We start from the raw sequence: 16334 nt of genomic DNA, 5'->3' as shown, positions 1-16334 counted from the left end.
TGCCAGAGCGAGGGCCGCCATTTGGTAAAGAGCCATTCATAAAAATGCGATCGATGCCGTAAACCTTTCAGAAGGGTTAGCAGTCGGTTTGGAAAACTCGTGAACAAATGGTAAACGCCGGAAAACGACTGGGAGAATCGCATGGACGGCGTGGCCGAAGGTTTGATTGGGGGAGAGGACGGCCTCGACCGCTGTTTCTGGCACGGCGGTCTGGAAGACTATCGCCGCTATCACGACGCGGAATGGGGCACGCCCGTTACCGATGATGTGAGGCTCTTCGAAAAGATCTGCCTCGAAGGTTTTCAGTCCGGCCTCTCCTGGTTGACCATCCTGAGAAAGCGCGAGAACTTCCGCGCCGCCTTTGCCGGCTTCGACTTCCATCAGGTCGCCCGCTTCGGCGATGATGACATCGCCCGTTGCCTGGCCGATGCCGGCATCATCCGCCATCGCGGCAAGATCGTTTCGACGATCAACAATGCCCGCCGCGCCGTGGACCTGAAAACCGAATTCGGCTCGCTCGCTCGCTATTTCTGGAGCTTCGAGCCTGACGCGGCAGAACGCCCCGCCCGCATGGACTATGCGACGCTCAGGGCCAATCCGACCTCGCCCACATCAATCCGGCTTTCCAAGGACCTGAAGAAGCGCGGCTGGACCTTTGTCGGCCCGACCACCGTCTATGCCTTCATGCAGGCCATGGGCCTGGTCAACGACCACATCGAGGGATGCTGCTGCCGCGCGCGCATCGAGGACTTGAGGGCGAGGTTCGTCAGGCCCTAGCCCTTTTCAGTCGATGCTGAGCGCCAGCACCCGGCTGATCTCGGTCAGAGACCGTCCGGACTGATCCCGCCAGGTGTTGAAGGCAGCCTGAACCGCGGCCTTGTCGCGCGCCGAGCTGGGCGCCTTCGTCACGATACCCTCTGCGATGAGCCGATTGACCACACTTCTCGACAGGATGAAGCTGTCGATCCCGGCAAAGCGCAGGAAATACTGTCCCGTATTGCCGCCGAGCCGCGACCCCTTCTTCTGCAACAGATCGAGCAGGCCTACATAATCCTCGGTCGGCCAACCAGCAAAAAAGGCACCAGCCGACCCATGCGCGCGCGCGATGTCCGACAGGAAGACAGCATTTTCCTGCACGGCCCGGATCTTCGGCCCATGGCGCACGATCCTGACATCCGACACCAGTCGCCCGAAATCCTCGTCATGCAGCATGGCACATCGGCCAATGTCGAAGCCGTCGAAAGCCGCTTCGAAACCCGGCCACATCGCCTCCACGACCTTCCAATTGAAGCCGGACTGGAAAATGCATCTCGTCATCAGGGCCAGGAAGCGATCATCAGGTGTTGTCCGGATGGTGTCGGACGGCTTCGGATATTGAAGGTTTTCGAGCACTGCCGGCTCCCCCTTTCGGGAGATCGCCAGTTCGTAAATGTCGTCGAAGTGGAGCATGCGGCGTTCAATCCTGCAGGCGGGCGACGAGATCCGGAACATGACCGAGGTCCGAAACCTCGCGGAACCGGGGGGCCTCCACCGGTTTTTCCACATGCTCCAGCACCCAGGTCAGTTCATGCGGCACGAACACGCCCCAGGCGCCGGCCGCAATCGCCGGCACGACGTCCGATTTCAGAGAATTGCCGATCATCATCGCCCGCTCTGGCCCATTGCCATGTTTGCCGAAAATCCGCCGATAGGTGGTGGCGGTCTTGTCGGAGACAATCTCGACCGCATCGAAGAAATCACCCAGCCCCGATTGGGCCAGCTTGCGCTCCTGATCGAACAGATCCCCCTTGGTAATCAGCACCAGGAAATACTGCCCGGTCAGCGCCTCCAGCGTCTCACGCGCATGCGGCAGGCATTCGACGGGATGGCCGAGCAGATTGCGCCCGATCGACAGGATCTCGGAGATCACACTGGTCGGCACGCGCCCCTCGGTGATCTCAAGCGCCGTCTCGATCATCGACAGTGTGAAGCCTTTGATGCCGAAGCCGTAATGCGCCAGATTGCGCTTCTCGGCATCGAGCAGCCGCTCGGAAATATGATCTCCCTCGGCAAAGTCCTTGAGCAGGCCGCGGAAATGCGCCTCCGTCAGCTTGTAATACTGCTCGTTCTGCCAAAGCGTGTCGTCGGCATCGAAGCCGATGACGGTGACGGGTCTCATCGAAATGCCGCCTCCTTTCCGAACTCAGAGGACGCAAGACTAGAGCCGTTCATTTATCCCGGCGGAAAGATGCCCGGCCCTTCGGGTTGGCTGAAACGGGCCGCCTGATCGACCGGCCGGCTTGGCCGTAGGCTGTGGCTACGACACGCGCCGCCCGGTCGACCATCCTACTCCGTTTGAGCCAACAGAACTAATTCCATTTAAAAATGAACGGCTCTAGCGTCCTCATCGGACAAAGCAATGGCGCCAAGCAGCGCCATTGCCGGTTTCAGGCCTGGTTGCGAATTACTGGCCGTTCTTGGCCAGCCATGCCTTCATCATGGCAATTTCGCCCTCCTGGGCCTTGATCACATCCTCCGCCAGCTTGCGGATCTCCGGATCCTTGCCGTGTTCGAGCACGATCTTCGCCATGTCGATCGCGCCTTGATGGTGCGGGATCATGCCCTGGACGAAGTCGACATCGGCATTGCCGGCGAGCGGCACGGCCATGTCCTTATGCATCTTTTCATTCGCGGCGGCAAAGGCCTTGGAGGACGGACTGTCATCCATCATGCCATGGTCCATCGAGGACATGTCGTGGCCCTGATGCATGGTGTCATCCTGTGCAAGGACGGCGGAGGTGGAAAGGGCGGTCGCAAGCGACGCCGAAAGAAGAATGGTTTTCAGCATTGTTATCTCCTGTGCTGATCGATGATGGAAGGGGCGCAGCGAAACGCCACGCCGGTCATCGTCTCAGGCGCGGGGAGGGGGGGTGACCGGTGCTGCCATCTGCGATACGAGTTGCGGCATCGGCAAGCCGGCTTCCGCTGCCCGCGCGGCTTGCCCGCCATCGGCGAAGGCGGGGTTGGCGGGCAGGGTCAGGCAGGCGGCGCAATGTCCGTTGATCTTCATCGGCTTGGAACTGTCGCCGGCACCCTCGCCAGCATCGGCCACTGTCTTGCTGACGCCCGAATGTGGACAGTCGACATCCACCATGGCTTTCGCCACAGAGGCCGGGCGATCCAGGCCGCCGCTATGATCCGTCATCTGGACCACAGGCATCGCCATGGCCGACATGCCAGTTACGGGCATGGCACCATAGGCAAGCGCTGCGACGAACAGCAGGAGGCGGGCGAGCGAGATCATGGCGTGAAGATGATGCGCGATCTCGACGAAAGCAAGGCGGGTGACATCGAAGTCACCGTACGACGACGCGGTGGACGATCTGGTAATCGCGACTTTCCTCGCCGAACGGGATCACAGGCCAATCCCACTGGGAGGAAGGGCTGCCGAGATCGACGCCATGCATGAGGTCTTCAGTCTCATGTGCAGCCCCCGACCCGTCCAGAACCGTATAGGAAATGTCGGTCACAAGAACCGTCTGCGCCGCTACCTGCGCCATTCCCTCGAGATGCGCTCTGACAAGTGCGGTGAGCAGATCGTTCGGCACAGCCTGGCGCTCCATCCCCGAAATCCGCCTGCTGGCCCCGATGCTGATCTGCGACAGCAGATTGGCCGAGGTCACGAAATCGAGATAGGGTACCTGTCTCAGGAACGCGAGCGGCTCCAACGGCTCGCCGGCCAACATCGCGTCGAGCCCGGAGACATCGCGCTCGATAAGCCGAACATTCTTCAGCCCCCTCAGAGCGATCCAGCCGCGCACGCTGGCGAGATGCACGAGATCGACCAGGACGACGGTATCGAACAGCCGCGACAGCTCGATCACCGGCACGTCCCGCAGCAGCCCCGACCCCAGCACCACGGCCGTCCGCCGCTGCCGACAACCCTCAGCGGCCTTCAGAATGGCCGCCTTCGTCTGCCGCTCATGTTCGGCCCAGGCGGCACGACAGCGATTGGCCCGCGCCCACAGATTGACGGAGGAACGTATGAACCGACGATGACCAGCCGAGGTGAGCGGCCATGTCGCGGCATAATTCAGGGCTTCGAGGATCATGTCTTACCGATAGACGGAGCTTCGATGGCCGATCTCGACCACGAGCACGATGAGTTTGCCGTCCTGGATATCGCAGATGATGCGGTAGTCGCCAACTGTGTAGCGCCAATAGGCGCCAAGTTTGCTCCCATGAAGGGGATCGCCAAGGCTTCGGGGATTGTCGTGTTTGGCAAGCCGCTCTTCGAGAAATTGTTTTATACGGCGGCGAATGACGGGATCGAGTTTATCGATCGTTTTCCGAACAGGCTGGCGATATTCAATCGTCCAGGCCACGCCAAAACTCCTCGGAACTGACGACCTTGTCCTCGCCGCTCTTGATACGCTTCATGGCCTCGTCCGCGGCAGCAAGATCCTGCAGGTTCTCAAGTTCGCGCTGGATCATCTGGCGCAGATAATCATCCGGCTCGGCACCCGCCTCCGAGGCGTATTCGACGATCAGCTGATGCATTTCTTCCGGCATATCGAGCGTGACGCGCTTGTTCATCGGTCCAACCTCTGGTTTCGCGTTGGAATATACCACCGCGCCCACCCATTTTCCAGCATCCGACCTCGACCCCACCCGCCTTCGCCCTTGCCGCCAAATCCTTGATCCTCTAAGACACCGGCACCTTTTTAAAACGGAATTCCGGTTGTCATCATGAGCGAAAAGAACAAGAAGCCGCAAAAGCTGAAGGCCCGCCTGCCGCGCGGCTTCGTCGATCGCGAGGCAGCCGATATCCGCGCCGCCAATCAGATGATGGAGACCATCCGCGAGGTCTATGAGCGCTACGGCTTCGACCCGATCGAGACCCCGCTCTTCGAATACACCGATGCGCTCGGAAAATTCCTACCCGACAGCGACCGCCCGAACGAAGGCGTCTTCTCGCTGCAGGACGACGACGACCAGTGGATGTCGCTGCGCTACGACCTGACGGCGCCGATGGCCCGCCATGTCGCGGAGAATTTCCAGGAAATCCAGCTGCCGTTCCGCACCTACCGCGCCGGCTACGTCTTCCGCAACGAGAAGCCGGGTCCTGGCCGTTTCCGCCAGTTCATGCAGTTCGACGCCGATACGGTTGGTGCCCCCGGCGTCCAGGCCGATGCCGAAATGTGCATGATGATGGCCGACACGCTGGAAGCGCTGGGCATCAAGCGCGGCGACTATGTGATCCGGGTCAACAACCGTAAGGTTCTGGATGGTGTTATGGAGGCCATCGGCCTCGGCGGCGAGGAGAATGCAGGTCGTAGGCTCAACGTGCTGCGGGCGATCGACAAGCTCGATAAGTTTGGGCCTGAAGGCGTGAAGCTTCTGCTCGGTGAAGGCCGCAAGGATGAGTCCGGCGACTTCACCAAGGGTGCGGGGCTGAATGAGGAGCAGATTGCTAAGGTCCTTTTCTTCGTCGGCATCAAGTCCTATGCCGAAAGCGCTGCCGAATTGGCCGCACTCGTCGCAGGAACCTCCAAGGGTGAAGAGGGCGTCGAGGAACTGAACATGATCGGCGCGCTTGTTGCAGGCGCCGGCTACGGGCCGGACCGCATCAAGATCGACCCCTCCGTCGTCCGTGGCCTCGAATACTATACCGGCCCTGTCTACGAAGCCGAACTCACCTTCGACGTTACCAATGAAAAGGGCGAAAAGGTCGTCTTCGGCTCGGTCGGCGGCGGCGGGCGATACGATGGCCTCGTCTCCCGCTTCATGGGCCAGCCGGTCCCGGCCACGGGTTTCTCCATCGGCGTCTCGCGTCTGATGACGGCGCTGAAGAACCTCGGCAAGCTCGGCGAGGACCACGCGCTCGGCCCGGTCCTCGTCACCGTCATGGACGGCGATGTCGAGAGCATGGGCCGTTACCAGCGCTTCACGCAGCATCTGCGCGCAGAAGGCATCCGCGCCGAAATGTACCAGGGCAACTGGAAAAAATTCGGCAACCAGCTGAAATATGCCGACCGCCGCGGCGCGCCCATTGCCATCATCCAGGGCGGCGACGAGCGCGCTCAAGGTGTCGTGCAGATCAAGGACCTGATCGAGGGCAAGCGCCTCTCGGGCGAGATCACCGACAATGCCGAATGGCGCGAGGCGCGTGTGGCGCAGGAAGTGGTGCCCGAGGCCGAGCTCGTGGCGAAGGTCAAGGAGATCCTGGCTGCCCAGGCGGAAGATCGCTGCCGGGCGAAAGGTTGAGTAAATGGCCCTTCTGGCGCTTCACCATGTTCAACTGGCCATGCCGTCAGGTGGTGAAGACCGGGCGCGTGCCTTTTATCGTGATGTGCTGGGGCTCATCGAAGTGCAGAAGCCGGAAAATCTGGCCCGGCGCTGTGGGTGCTGGTTTGAGCAGGGTGATCTTCGCATCCATCTCGGTGTCGAAGAAGATTTTCGCCCGGCTCGCAAGGCGCATCCCGCAATTCTCGTCGAAGGTCTGGCAGGGCTCGCGGCAAGGATTGAAGCCGCAGGATACAAAGTCGTTTCGGACGAGCCGTTGCAGGGGTTTGACAGGCTGTATGTCTACGACCCCTTCGGCAATCGGATCGAGCTGATGCAGGCAGTTGGTTGAATACTCATGGTTGATGTAGTGCCGAGCCTTTACCCCTCTCTGCCCTGCCGGGCATCTTCCCCTCAAGCGGGGAGATCGATCACGGTTGAGCACCCCGAACTCCCTCTGATTTCCCCCCTTGAGGGGGAGATGTCACGAAGTGTCAGAGGGGGGTACTCTCTAAGCCGTGGTGTAACATGCCCCTGACCGACATGCCCGATTTCGCCGGCACCATCCTGCAGGAATTCACCTCACGCGGCACGACCCGCGTCGACACGCCCGTGATCCAGCCGGCCGCCCCCTTCCTCGACATGGCGGGCGAGGATCTGCGTCGGCGCATCTTCCTCACCGAGAATGAGCGCGGCGAAAGCCTGTGCCTGCGGCCCGAATTCACCATTCCCGTCTGTCTGCGCCACATCGAGACCGCGACCGGCACGCCGAAGCGTTATGCCTATCTCGGCGAAGTCTTCCGCCAGCGCCGCGAAGGCCCGCAGGAATTTTACCAGGCCGGCATCGAAGATCTCGGTGACATCGCCATCGCCGCCTCGGATGCCCGCGCGATTGCCGACAGCGTGGCGATCCTCACCCGCCTCCTGCCGACGAAGCCGCTCACCGTCACCCTCGGCGACCAGTCCGTGTTCGAAGCCGTCGTCAAGGCGCTCGGCCTGCCGGCCGGCTGGCAGAAGCGCCTGATTCAGGCTTTCGGCAACCCGGCCCAGATTGACCAGCTGCTGCGTACCCTCGCTACCCCGACGCCGGTCCCCGGTCTCGATTCGCAAGTCTCAAGCCTGCTCGCAAGCGGCGACCAGGACGCGTTGATTGCCCATATCGACGCGACCATGCAGGCGACCGGCTATCTGACCAATGCGAGCCGCACGCCCACCGAGATCGCCCGTCGCCTGAAGGAGAAGCTGGAGCTTTCGGAAACCCGGCTGGATGGCGCAGCTCTGCTTCTGCTGCGCGAATTCCTCTCGCTGGAGCTGCCGCTTGCCGATGCGTCGGCAGCGCTCGCCGGTTTTGCCGATGCCGCCGGCCTGAAGCTCGGATCGGCTCTGTCCCGTTTCGACGAACGCGTCGCAGCGCTGGCCAATATTGGTACTGACCTCTCCCGCATCACCTACCGCGCCGCCTTCGGCCGCCCGCTCGATTATTACACCGGCCTCGTTTTCGAAGTGGCCGTCGAGGGCAAGCCAGCCGTGCTCGCCGGTGGTGGACGCTTTGATCGCCTGCTGACCCTGCTCGGCGCCGAGACCCATATCCCGGCCGTCGGCTTCTCGCTCTGGCTGGATCGTATCGAAAACGAACGGAGCGCAAAATGACCATCACCATCAGTCTGCCCTCCAAGGGCCGAATGAAGGACGATGCCTCCGCCATCTTCGAAAAGGCCGGCATGAAGATCGTCGCCGTCGGCAATGACCGCTCCTATCGCGGCCGCGTCGAAGGCTTCGAAGATGTCGAGATCGCCTATCTATCGGCCTCGGAAATCTCGCGCGAGATCGGCAACGGCACCGTCGATTTCGGCGTGACCGGCGAGGATCTGATCCGCGAGGGTCTGGCGGAAGCAGACGCCCGCGTCGAGATCGCCGCCCGCCTCGGCTTCGGCCATGCCGATGTCGTCGTGGCCGTTCCCGAAATCTGGTACGATGTCGACACCATGGCCGACCTCGGCGACGTCGCCGCCGAATTCCGCACACGCCATGGCCGACGGCTCGCGATCGCGACCAAATACTGGCGCCTGACGCAGCAGCATTTTTCGCGCCAGCACGGCATCCAGCTCTACCGCATCGTTGAAAGTCTGGGCGCCACCGAAGGTGCGCCAGCCGCCGGCCAGGCCGATATCATCGTCGACATCACCTCGACCGGCTCGACCTTGAAGGCCAATCATTTGAAGGTCCTGTCGGACGGTGTCATCCTGCGCTCCGAGGCTTGCCTGGTGCGAGCGAGAAAGCCGGAGCATGAGGGCAACTCCATGATCGGCCGCATCGTTGAGGCCGTGCGCGGCGTGCTGTGAGGCTGCTTAAGATTTGCCCCTGACCCTGACCCTCTCCCCGCGAGCGGGGAGAGGGGACTGACACGGCGCTGCTTGCTGCCTTCTCCCCGCCTGCCGGGGGAAGGTGCCGGCAGGCGGATGAGGGGCAGCGCGCAACACAACACAAAAAAACCCGCCGGATCGCTCCAGCGGGTTTGTTTTGAACCTTATAGGGCAGGGATCAGGCGGAGACGGCAGAAGCCGAGCCGCGACGGGCGTCGATCGAGTAGGCGCCGGCACCGACGATGGCGAGAGCGATGTAGCCGCCAGCCAGGGTGATGTTCTTCATCAGCATGATCTGGTTCAGCGTGTTGATCCAGCCAAGCGCGCCTTCCGGCCAGCCTTCGATGGCAACCGTGCCGGAATGGAAGACGAGACCGGTGAACACGCAGAAGATGGCCAGGGCCCAGGCGGTCAGTTTGGTCTGGAAGCCGACGAGGACGAAGAGACCGGCAACGAGTTCGAAGAGGCCGGCGGCGTAGGCGAGCAGGCCAGCGGCGGGCAGACCGGCGCCGGTGATCATGCCAGCGGTGGCCGTCGGGTCAGACAGCTTGCCGAAGCCGGACAAAATGAAAATGAACGAAAGCAGAATGCGGACAAGGACGAGAAGGCCATTATTGGTGCTGGACATCTTAGGCTCCATGAGTTTGTCGCTGAAACCACACCCCTTGTGGGCTTCAGAATGTGGATCCTAGATGCCTGGATTTTTGCTTAAGCGATAGATTAACGACGCTTGACTGTTCGTTCACAAAAACAGAACAGTTGGCAGTTTGATCGGCCTCAGTTGTAAACACTGACGCACACAATCCTGCTGCCTATCTTCAGCCGGTCGTCGGCACGGAGGGGCGTTGGTCAGCTCTTCCGTGGTGACAATCAGACAGGGGTTACGGTTGCTGTCGTGGGCAACTGGAAGCGCGGGAAATTGAACAGTCCCACCATCGTCCCCCGCGTGCCGTCGAAGCCGGTGGATTCGCCGATGCAAAAGACCGGCTGCCTTTGGTTGGCTGCAGAGAGGATGGTTGTCGAATAGCAGAAGCGCGAAGGCTCCGTGGCCGCCTGTTCGAACAGCCTCAGAATATGCCCACGATCGGCCGGTTCGTAGCAGCGCATCATGGTCAATAGACCGCACTCGTGGCTATCAAGCCCATGCAACTGCCGCGCTCGGCTGCCGAGCGTCAGAATGCCGTTCGTCAGGTCGCCCGTCCAATCCTCGGATATTCCGAATCGGCAGGCGTTCTGACCGAGGAAACGGTCGGATTCCGGATCGCCCACCGCAAAACTGGTCGCGAGATCTGCATTTGCAATTTTGAACAAGGTTGTCCCCAAGCCGAGGCCGAAACGGCCCTCACCATGCTGGAGGTCTTGCCCCGCCAGGCAAAACGTCCGAAGTCCCCAACCGGCCCAGACCGGCATTTCGTTGAATGAAAGTGTGCCGGTTACCGCCTGCACGCCTTCGTCTCACCTCCGCAGGAGCCCCCACCTGCGGTACTGGAGCAAGCCAGAATCGCGTTTCAAACCTTTATATATGAATAGTCTAACTCACATCTAAAGGTTTCCATCGGCCAACTCCGCTTCCTCGCGGAAGCTTCCGGCAAAGTTTGACCCAATCCCCGAACCTGGCTCCTGGCGGCTAAACCGATCCCCAAGTATAGGTTGCAAGTCCGAAGCGTCTCGCCCCCTAAAATTAACCCGCTAGATACCATGAAAGTATATAGATGAAAACGCCTCACATTCCAGGATACGACTAACTATCGACGATTTGTCCCCAAGCATCGCAATAAAATATTAGAATGATCTAATCAGCAATGATCTGCTGAAATAGCTTTCGCGCCGGAAGTGTCAGGGCAATTACGAAGCACTTGGTTAACATGTATTCATATTCGAATTCTACGTGTCAACATGCACGACGAATGGTTGTGTGTTGATTTGAGCATCGGGCTTCAAGACGCGTTCCCAAACGCAGAAAGGGCGGCCCGAGAGCCGCCCTTCCAAACTGAACCATATGGCTCGATGCTTGGACCCTAAGGTCTTACATCATGTCCATGCCGCCAGTTCAGCGCGCTTGACGCGCTGAACCACTTTGAGTGATGGGCGGCTTAAATGGACCTGATGGTAAGACCCTAAGGTCTTACATCATGTCCATGCCGCCAGTTCAGCGCGCTTGACGCGCTGAACCACTTTGAATGATGGGCGGCTTGAATGGACCTGATGGTAAGACCCGATGGGTCTTACATCATGTCCATGCCGCCCATGCCGCCCATGCCGCCCGGCATGCCGCCAGCAGCTTCCTTCTTCGGAAGTTCGGCGATCATTGCTTCGGTGGTGATCAGCAGCGAAGCAACCGAAGCTGCGTTCTGCAGGGCGGTGCGAACAACCTTGACCGGGTCGACGATACCCATGGCGATCATGTCGCCGAATTCGCCGGTCTGGGCGTTGTAGCCGTAGTTTTCTTCGTTCTTGTCGAGGATCTTGCCGACGATGATCGACGCTTCGTCACCGGCATTGGTGGCGATCTGGCGAACCAGCGACTGGAGGGCGCGGCGAACGATGTTGATGCCGGCTTCCTGGTCGTCGTTTGCACCCTTGACGGTGATCTTCGTGGAAGAACGCAGGAGAGCGGTACCGCCGCCGGGGACGATGCCTTCCTGGACAGCAGCGCGCGTTGCGTTGAGCGCGTCGTCGATGCGATCCTTGCGTTCCTTGACTTCGATTTCCGTCGAGCCGCCAACGCGGATCACGGCAACGCCGCCAGCGAGCTTGGCAAGACGTTCCTGCAGCTTTTCGCGGTCGTAGTCAGAGGTGGTTTCTTCAATCTGCGCCTTGATCTGGGCAACGCGACCTTCGATGTCCGACTTCTGGCCGGCACCGTCGACGATCGTGGTGTTTTCCTTGGTGATCGAGATCTTCTTGGCGCGGCCGAGCATGTCGAGCGTGACCGACTCGAGCTTGATGCCGAGGTCTTCCGAGATGACAGTGCCGCCCGAGAGGATGGCGATGTCTTCCAGCATGGCCTTGCGGCGATCGCCGAAGCCCGGAGCCTTGACGGCAGCGATCTTCAGACCGCCACGCAGCTTGTTGACGACGAGCGTAGCAAGAGCTTCGCCTTCGACGTCTTCAGCGATGATGACGAGCGGCTTGCCGGTCTGAACGACAGCTTCGAGAACCGGCAGCATGGCCTGGAGGTTCGAGAGCTTCTTTTCGTGCAGGAGGATGTAGGCGTCGTCGAGATCGGCGACCATCTTTTCCGGGTTGGTCACGAAGTAGGGCGAGAGGTAGCCGCGGTCGAACTGCATGCCTTCGACGACTTCGAGTTCGGTTTCAGCGGTCTTGGCTTCTTCAACGGTGATAACACCTTCGTTGCCAACCTTCTGCATGGCTTCGGCAATGTCCTTGCCGACCTGCGTGTCGCCGTTTGCCGAGATCGTGCCGACCTGGGCAACTTCTTCCGAAGTCGAGATCTTCTTGGCCTTGGCCTGCAGGTCCTTGACGACTTCTGCAACGGCCAGATCGATGCCGCGCTTCAGGTCCATCGGGTTCATGCCGGCAGCAACGGCCTTGTTGCCTTCGCGAACGATGGCCTGGGCAAGAACGGTTGCAGTCGTGGTGCCGTCGCCGGCGATGTCGTTGGTCTTCGAAGCAACTTCGCGGACCATCTGGGCGCCCATGTTTTCGAACTTGTCTTCCAGTTCGATTTCCTTGGCAACCGATACACCGTCCTTGGTGATGCGCGGAGCGCCGAAGGACTTGTCGATGATGACGTTACGACCCTTGGGGCCGAGGGTAACCTTCACGGCATCAGCGAGGATGTCGACGCCATGCAGCATCTTTTCGCGTGCGGTGCGGCCAAACTTGATTTCTTTAGCAGCCATGTTCAAACTCCCGGGCGTCTAGCCCATTGTTGACTTGGTTAAAAAGGAAGGTGGGGATCAGGCTGAAATCAGCCGATGATGCCCATGATGTCGGCTTCCTTCATGATCAGCAGGTCGACGCCATCGAGCTTGACCTCGGTGCCGGACCACTTGCCGAACAGAACGCGGTCGCCGACCTTCACGTCGAGGGCAACCTGCTTGCCGCTTTCGTCGCGGGCGCCAGGACCGACAGCGATGACTTCGCCTTCAGCCGGCTTTTCCTTGGCGGTGTCAGGAATGATGATGCCGCCCTTGGTCTTTTCTTCGGACTCGACGCGCTTGACTACAACGCGGTCGTGCAGCGGACGGAAATTGGTGCTTGCCATTGTCTAATCCCTCGATCAAATGACACTCGCGACCCCTTGAGGGTATCGCATCGGAATTTGTTAGCACTCGCCCTGGGGGAGTGCCAGCGAGGCTGAGATAAGAACAGGCTCGCGACGAGTCAAGCGCGCTCGTGAAAAAAGGGAAGGGTGCATGCCGGCGAAACCCACCGACATCCACGGCAGCAAAGTCTCCAGCGTCCCTCCGTCCTCTCTCTCTCTCGCCGAACTCGTTTCAGCCTTCGCCCGCATCGGCCTCATGTCCTTCGGAGGGCCGGCCGCGCAGATCGCGCTGATGCATCGCATCTGCGTCGAGGACAAACGCTGGATCGATGAGGATCGATATCTCCATGCGCTCAACTATTGCATGCTGTTGCCGGGTCCAGAGGCCCAGCAGCTTGCGACCTATATCGGCTGGCTCCTGCATGGCGTACGCGGCGGCATAATTGCCGGTCTGCTTTTCGTGCTGCCAGGCTTGGCCGTCATCCTTGGCCTGTCGGCGACCTATGCCGTTTACCAGGAAGCGACACTGGTGGCGGGCCTGTTCTTCGGCCTCAAGGCGGCAGTGCTGGCCATTGTCGTCGAGGCGGTCATCCGCATCGGCAAAAGGGCCTTGAAGACACCCTTTCACCGAAGCCTTGCCGCCGCAGCCTTTTTCGCGCTGTTCTTCCTGTCTCTGCCGTTCCCGCTGGTCGTGCTGGCGGCGGCTCTTGCAGGCTTGATCCACGCCCGCGGTGCCAAACCGGCGGCGACCGAGATAATGGGCGAGAGGACAGCGCGTCCGCCCTTCCTGCGCCAGATTGCGGCCTTCGTGTTCTGGATCGTCCTGTGGCTGGCGCCGCTCCCCATGCTTTGGCTAATCCTTCCAGAGACCGCTTTGCCGGAGATACAGGTCTTCTTCTCCAAGATGGCGCTGGTCACCTTCGGCGGCGCCTATGCTGTGCTCGCCTATGTCGCCCAGGTCGCGGTTGATCATTATGCCTGGCTGAAGCCCGGCGAGATGCTCGACGGCCTGGCGCTTGCCGAAACGACGCCCGGGCCTTTGGTCCTCGTGCTCTCCTATGTCGGCTTCCTCGCCGGCTTTCGTCAGAGCGGCGCGCTGGATCCGCTCATTGGCGGGTTCCTCGGCGGCCTCATTGCCGCCTGGGCCACCTTCATCCCGAGCTTCATCTGGATTTTTGCAGGCGCCCCCTACATCGAGCGCCTGCGCGGCAATCGCCTCTTGAGTGCAGCTCTGTCAGCGATCACCGCTGCCGTCGTCGGCGTCATCCTCAATCTTGCCGTCTGGTTCGCCCTGCATGTCGTCTTCCACACCGTGGAGCCGGTCAGCCTGCTGAGTCTTGGTTGGCTAAAGCTGTCGTTGCCGCAACCGGCCTTGGCCTCGCTTGATGTCCCGGCCTTGGCCATTGCCGTCCTCTCAGCCGTGATGATCTTTCGCTTCCATATGGGCGTCGGCAAGACGCTGATCGCAGCCGGTCTGCTCGGTCTCGCCGTCCGCTTTCTGCTCTAGCCGGCGCAGCAATTTGCCCCTCGCTCGGCCAAGCCCCTTGCCTTGCCGCCTATCCTTTGCCATGTCACCGGGCACGAACTTCAAGTCAGGAACGCAAATGGCCCGCAGCATTTCCACCCTCGGCGACGTCACGGACAGCTATGACGTCATCCTTTGCGACGTCTGGGGCGTGCTGCACAACGGCATCGATGCCTTTCCGCTCGCCGGTGAAGCGCTGACGGCGGCACGGGCGAAGGGGCTGACGGTCGTCCTCATCACCAATTCGCCACGCCCGGCCATCGGGGTTATCCCGCAGCTGCGTGCGATTGGCGTTCCCGATACCGCCTATGACCGCATCGTAACCTCGGGCGACGTCACCCGCACACTCATCGCCGCCGGTCCGAAAAAGGTTTTCCTCCTCGGCCCCGAGCGCGACCTGCCGCTGTTCGATGGCCTCGATGTTGAGGTCGTATCGGCGGAAGAGGCAAACTGCGTCGTCTGCACCGGCTTCTTCGATGATGAAACCGAGCAGCCGGAAGATTATCGCGAGATGCTCACCGACTTTGTCGCCCGCAAGGTGCCGTTGATCTGCGCCAATCCCGATCTCGTGGTCGAGCGCGGTCATCGCATCATTCCCTGCGCCGGTGCCGTTGCCGCTTTCTATACGGCGCTCGGCGGCGAAACCCGCATTGCCGGAAAGCCGCACACGCCGATCTACGAGGCGACATTGGCTGCGGCCCGCGAGGCGCGTGGCGATTTCGACAAGACCCGTGTTCTCGCGATCGGCGACGGCATGCCGACGGACGTCAAGGGCGCCGTCGATGCCGGCCTCGACCTCCTCTATATCTCCGGCGGCATCCACGCGGCGGATTATGCGGCAAACGGCGTGACGGATGAGGGCGCGCTTCACGTTTTCCTCGATCGGGAAAATGTGGCGCCGCAATACTGGATGCATCGGCTGGCATGAGGCACAGGCAGACATGACGGTTTTCCATCGCAACGAAAAGAGGGAGCCGCTGCCATCAGCTCTGCGCGGCGGCGTGGTCGCCATCGGCAATTTTGATGGCGTTCATCGCGGCCATCAGGCGGTGTTGCGCCGCGCTCTGGAGCGGGCCGAAGCGCTCGGCGTTCCCGCCATGGTGCTGACCTTTGAGCCGCATCCGCGCTCTGTCTTCAACCCTGACAAACCGGTCTTCCGCCTGACGCCACCATCGCTGCGCGCCCGTATCCTGGAAGCCATGGGTTTCCAGTCCGTGATCGAATATCCCTTCGACCGTGAATTTTCGCAGCGCTCGGCCGAGGATTTCGTCCAGTCGATCCTGGTCGATTGGCTCGGCGCCCGTGAGGTCGTCACCGGCTTCGATTTCCACTTCGGCAAAGGCCGCGAGGGTGGTCCCGCCTTTCTGATGGAAGCTGGCGGCCGCCATGGCTTCGGCGTGACACTGGTCGACGCCTTCCGTGATGAAGGCGGCGAGGTCATCTCCTCCAGCCGCATTCGTGGCCTCCTCGCAGAAGGCGACGTCACCCAGGCGGCAGGTCTGCTCGGCTATCGTTTCACCGTCGAGGCAGAGGTGATGAAGGGCAAGCAGCTCGGTCGCACGCTGGGCTTTCCCACCGCCAACATGCATCTGCAGCCGGAAGCAACGCTGCGTCCCGGCATCTATGCCGTCCGCTTCCGCCGCCCCGACAGCATCATCCGCGATGGCGTTGCAAGCTTCGGCTACCGCCCCACGGTCACCGAAAACGGCGATCCCTGGCTTGAAACCTTCGTCTTCGATTTCACCGGCGATCTCTACGGCGAGATCTGCTCTGTCTCCTTCTTCAGTCACCTGCGCGACGAATGGAAATTCGACGGTCTTGACCGGCTGGTCGTCCAGATTCGCAAGGACGAAGAAGAGGCAAGGGCATTGCTCACCGGTGTGAGTGCGATTGGTGAGCTGGATCGCAAGATTGCCTTCTGATCAGGCGGACGATCGTGCGCGCAGGAGCT

19 protein-coding genes are annotated in these 16334 nt (G+C 61.0%); 8 read left to right on the top strand and 11 right to left on the bottom strand.

Annotated elements, in window-relative coordinates:
• Nucleotides 1-141: 141 nt before the first annotated feature.
• Entirely contained in the window at nucleotides 142-777 is a 636-nt protein-coding gene (locus ASE36_RS04830) for a DNA-3-methyladenine glycosylase I (RefSeq protein ID WP_156378563.1), read from the top strand.
• Between the two features lie 6 nt (nucleotides 778-783).
• Here ASE36_RS04830 and ASE36_RS04825 read toward each other — a convergent pair whose 3' ends face one another.
• The 7 genes from ASE36_RS04825 to ASE36_RS04795 form a co-directional block, all read right to left on the bottom strand.
• A complete protein-coding gene (locus ASE36_RS04825; protein WP_062276069.1) occupies nucleotides 784-1449 on the bottom strand; it encodes a DNA-3-methyladenine glycosylase I in 666 nt (221 codons plus the stop codon).
• A 7-nt stretch (nucleotides 1450-1456) separates the two neighbouring features.
• Complete coding sequence (locus tag ASE36_RS04820; RefSeq protein WP_062276066.1) at nucleotides 1457-2164, bottom strand: HAD family hydrolase; 708 nt, start codon at nucleotides 2162-2164, stop codon at nucleotides 1457-1459.
• Between the two features lie 279 nt (nucleotides 2165-2443).
• Nucleotides 2444-2833, bottom strand: a complete 390-nt coding sequence (locus ASE36_RS04815; protein ID WP_274533376.1) for a DUF305 domain-containing protein — start codon at nucleotides 2831-2833, stop codon at nucleotides 2444-2446.
• 57 nt (nucleotides 2834-2890) lie between these two features.
• On the bottom strand, nucleotides 2891-3283 hold the full coding sequence (locus ASE36_RS04810; RefSeq protein WP_062276062.1) for a hypothetical protein: 393 nt from the start codon (nucleotides 3281-3283) through the stop codon (nucleotides 2891-2893).
• Nucleotides 3284-3335: 52 nt separating this feature from the next.
• Nucleotides 3336-4091, bottom strand: a complete 756-nt coding sequence (locus ASE36_RS04805; protein ID WP_062276060.1) for a hypothetical protein — start codon at nucleotides 4089-4091, stop codon at nucleotides 3336-3338.
• 3 nt (nucleotides 4092-4094) lie between these two features.
• A complete protein-coding gene (locus tag ASE36_RS04800) occupies nucleotides 4095-4364 on the bottom strand; it encodes a type II toxin-antitoxin system RelE family toxin (protein ID WP_062276058.1) in 270 nt (89 codons plus the stop codon).
• Nucleotides 4348-4575 (bottom strand): DUF6290 family protein, encoded by a 228-nt coding sequence (locus ASE36_RS04795; RefSeq protein ID WP_062276056.1) that lies wholly within the window; start codon nucleotides 4573-4575, stop codon nucleotides 4348-4350. The genes ASE36_RS04800 and ASE36_RS04795 overlap by 17 nt, the downstream gene beginning before the upstream one ends.
• Before the next feature lie 153 nt (nucleotides 4576-4728).
• Between ASE36_RS04795 and hisS the strand changes: the two genes are divergently transcribed.
• From hisS to hisG, 4 genes are all read left to right on the top strand, one after another.
• Complete coding sequence (gene hisS / locus ASE36_RS04790; RefSeq protein WP_062276055.1) at nucleotides 4729-6246, top strand: histidine--tRNA ligase; 1518 nt, start codon at nucleotides 4729-4731, stop codon at nucleotides 6244-6246.
• A 4-nt stretch (nucleotides 6247-6250) separates the two neighbouring features.
• The gene (locus tag ASE36_RS04785) at nucleotides 6251-6616 is read left to right on the top strand and encodes a VOC family protein (protein WP_062276053.1); all 366 of its coding nucleotides are present in this window, start codon (nucleotides 6251-6253) and stop codon (nucleotides 6614-6616) included.
• Nucleotides 6617-6792: 176 nt separating this feature from the next.
• Entirely contained in the window at nucleotides 6793-7914 is a 1122-nt protein-coding gene (locus ASE36_RS04780; RefSeq protein WP_062276051.1) for an ATP phosphoribosyltransferase regulatory subunit, read from the top strand.
• Nucleotides 7911-8606 (top strand): ATP phosphoribosyltransferase, encoded by a 696-nt coding sequence (gene hisG, locus ASE36_RS04775; protein ID WP_062276049.1) that lies wholly within the window; start codon nucleotides 7911-7913, stop codon nucleotides 8604-8606. The genes ASE36_RS04780 and hisG overlap by 4 nt, the downstream gene beginning before the upstream one ends.
• A gap of 199 nt (nucleotides 8607-8805) precedes the next feature.
• Here hisG and ASE36_RS04770 read toward each other — a convergent pair whose 3' ends face one another.
• The 4 genes from ASE36_RS04770 to groES all read right to left on the bottom strand — a co-directional run bounded on the left by ASE36_RS04770 (nucleotide 8806) and on the right by groES (nucleotide 12858).
• Entirely contained in the window at nucleotides 8806-9255 is a 450-nt protein-coding gene (locus ASE36_RS04770; protein ID WP_062276047.1) for a DoxX family protein, read from the bottom strand.
• A 242-nt stretch (nucleotides 9256-9497) separates the two neighbouring features.
• Nucleotides 9498-9938: a hypothetical protein gene (locus ASE36_RS04765; protein WP_082510938.1), complete on the bottom strand. Its 441-nt coding sequence runs from the start codon at nucleotides 9936-9938 to the stop codon at nucleotides 9498-9500.
• Between the two features lie 914 nt (nucleotides 9939-10852).
• On the bottom strand, nucleotides 10853-12493 hold the full coding sequence (gene groL / locus ASE36_RS04760; RefSeq protein WP_062276045.1) for a chaperonin GroEL: 1641 nt from the start codon (nucleotides 12491-12493) through the stop codon (nucleotides 10853-10855).
• A 68-nt stretch (nucleotides 12494-12561) separates the two neighbouring features.
• Nucleotides 12562-12858, bottom strand: a complete 297-nt coding sequence (gene groES, locus ASE36_RS04755) for a co-chaperone GroES (RefSeq protein WP_062276043.1) — start codon at nucleotides 12856-12858, stop codon at nucleotides 12562-12564.
• Nucleotides 12859-13009: 151 nt separating this feature from the next.
• On the opposite strand from groES, the gene chrA reads away from it, so the two are divergent.
• The 3 genes from chrA to ASE36_RS04740 all read left to right on the top strand — a co-directional run bounded on the left by chrA (nucleotide 13010) and on the right by ASE36_RS04740 (nucleotide 16305).
• On the top strand, nucleotides 13010-14365 hold the full coding sequence (gene chrA / locus ASE36_RS04750; protein ID WP_062276041.1) for a chromate efflux transporter: 1356 nt from the start codon (nucleotides 13010-13012) through the stop codon (nucleotides 14363-14365).
• 97 nt (nucleotides 14366-14462) lie between these two features.
• Nucleotides 14463-15311: a TIGR01459 family HAD-type hydrolase gene (locus tag ASE36_RS04745; protein WP_062276039.1), complete on the top strand. Its 849-nt coding sequence runs from the start codon at nucleotides 14463-14465 to the stop codon at nucleotides 15309-15311.
• Between the two features lie 13 nt (nucleotides 15312-15324).
• The gene (locus ASE36_RS04740; protein WP_062278073.1) at nucleotides 15325-16305 is read left to right on the top strand and encodes a bifunctional riboflavin kinase/FAD synthetase; all 981 of its coding nucleotides are present in this window, start codon (nucleotides 15325-15327) and stop codon (nucleotides 16303-16305) included.
• The last annotated feature ends 29 nt before the right edge of the window (nucleotides 16306-16334 follow it).

This window comes from Rhizobium sp. Root274, from assembly GCF_001429245.1.
Lineage (GTDB): Bacteria > Pseudomonadota > Alphaproteobacteria > Rhizobiales > Rhizobiaceae > Allorhizobium.
Note: the sequence above shows the minus strand (reverse complement) of the source record. Positions and strands in the feature narration are given on the sequence as shown.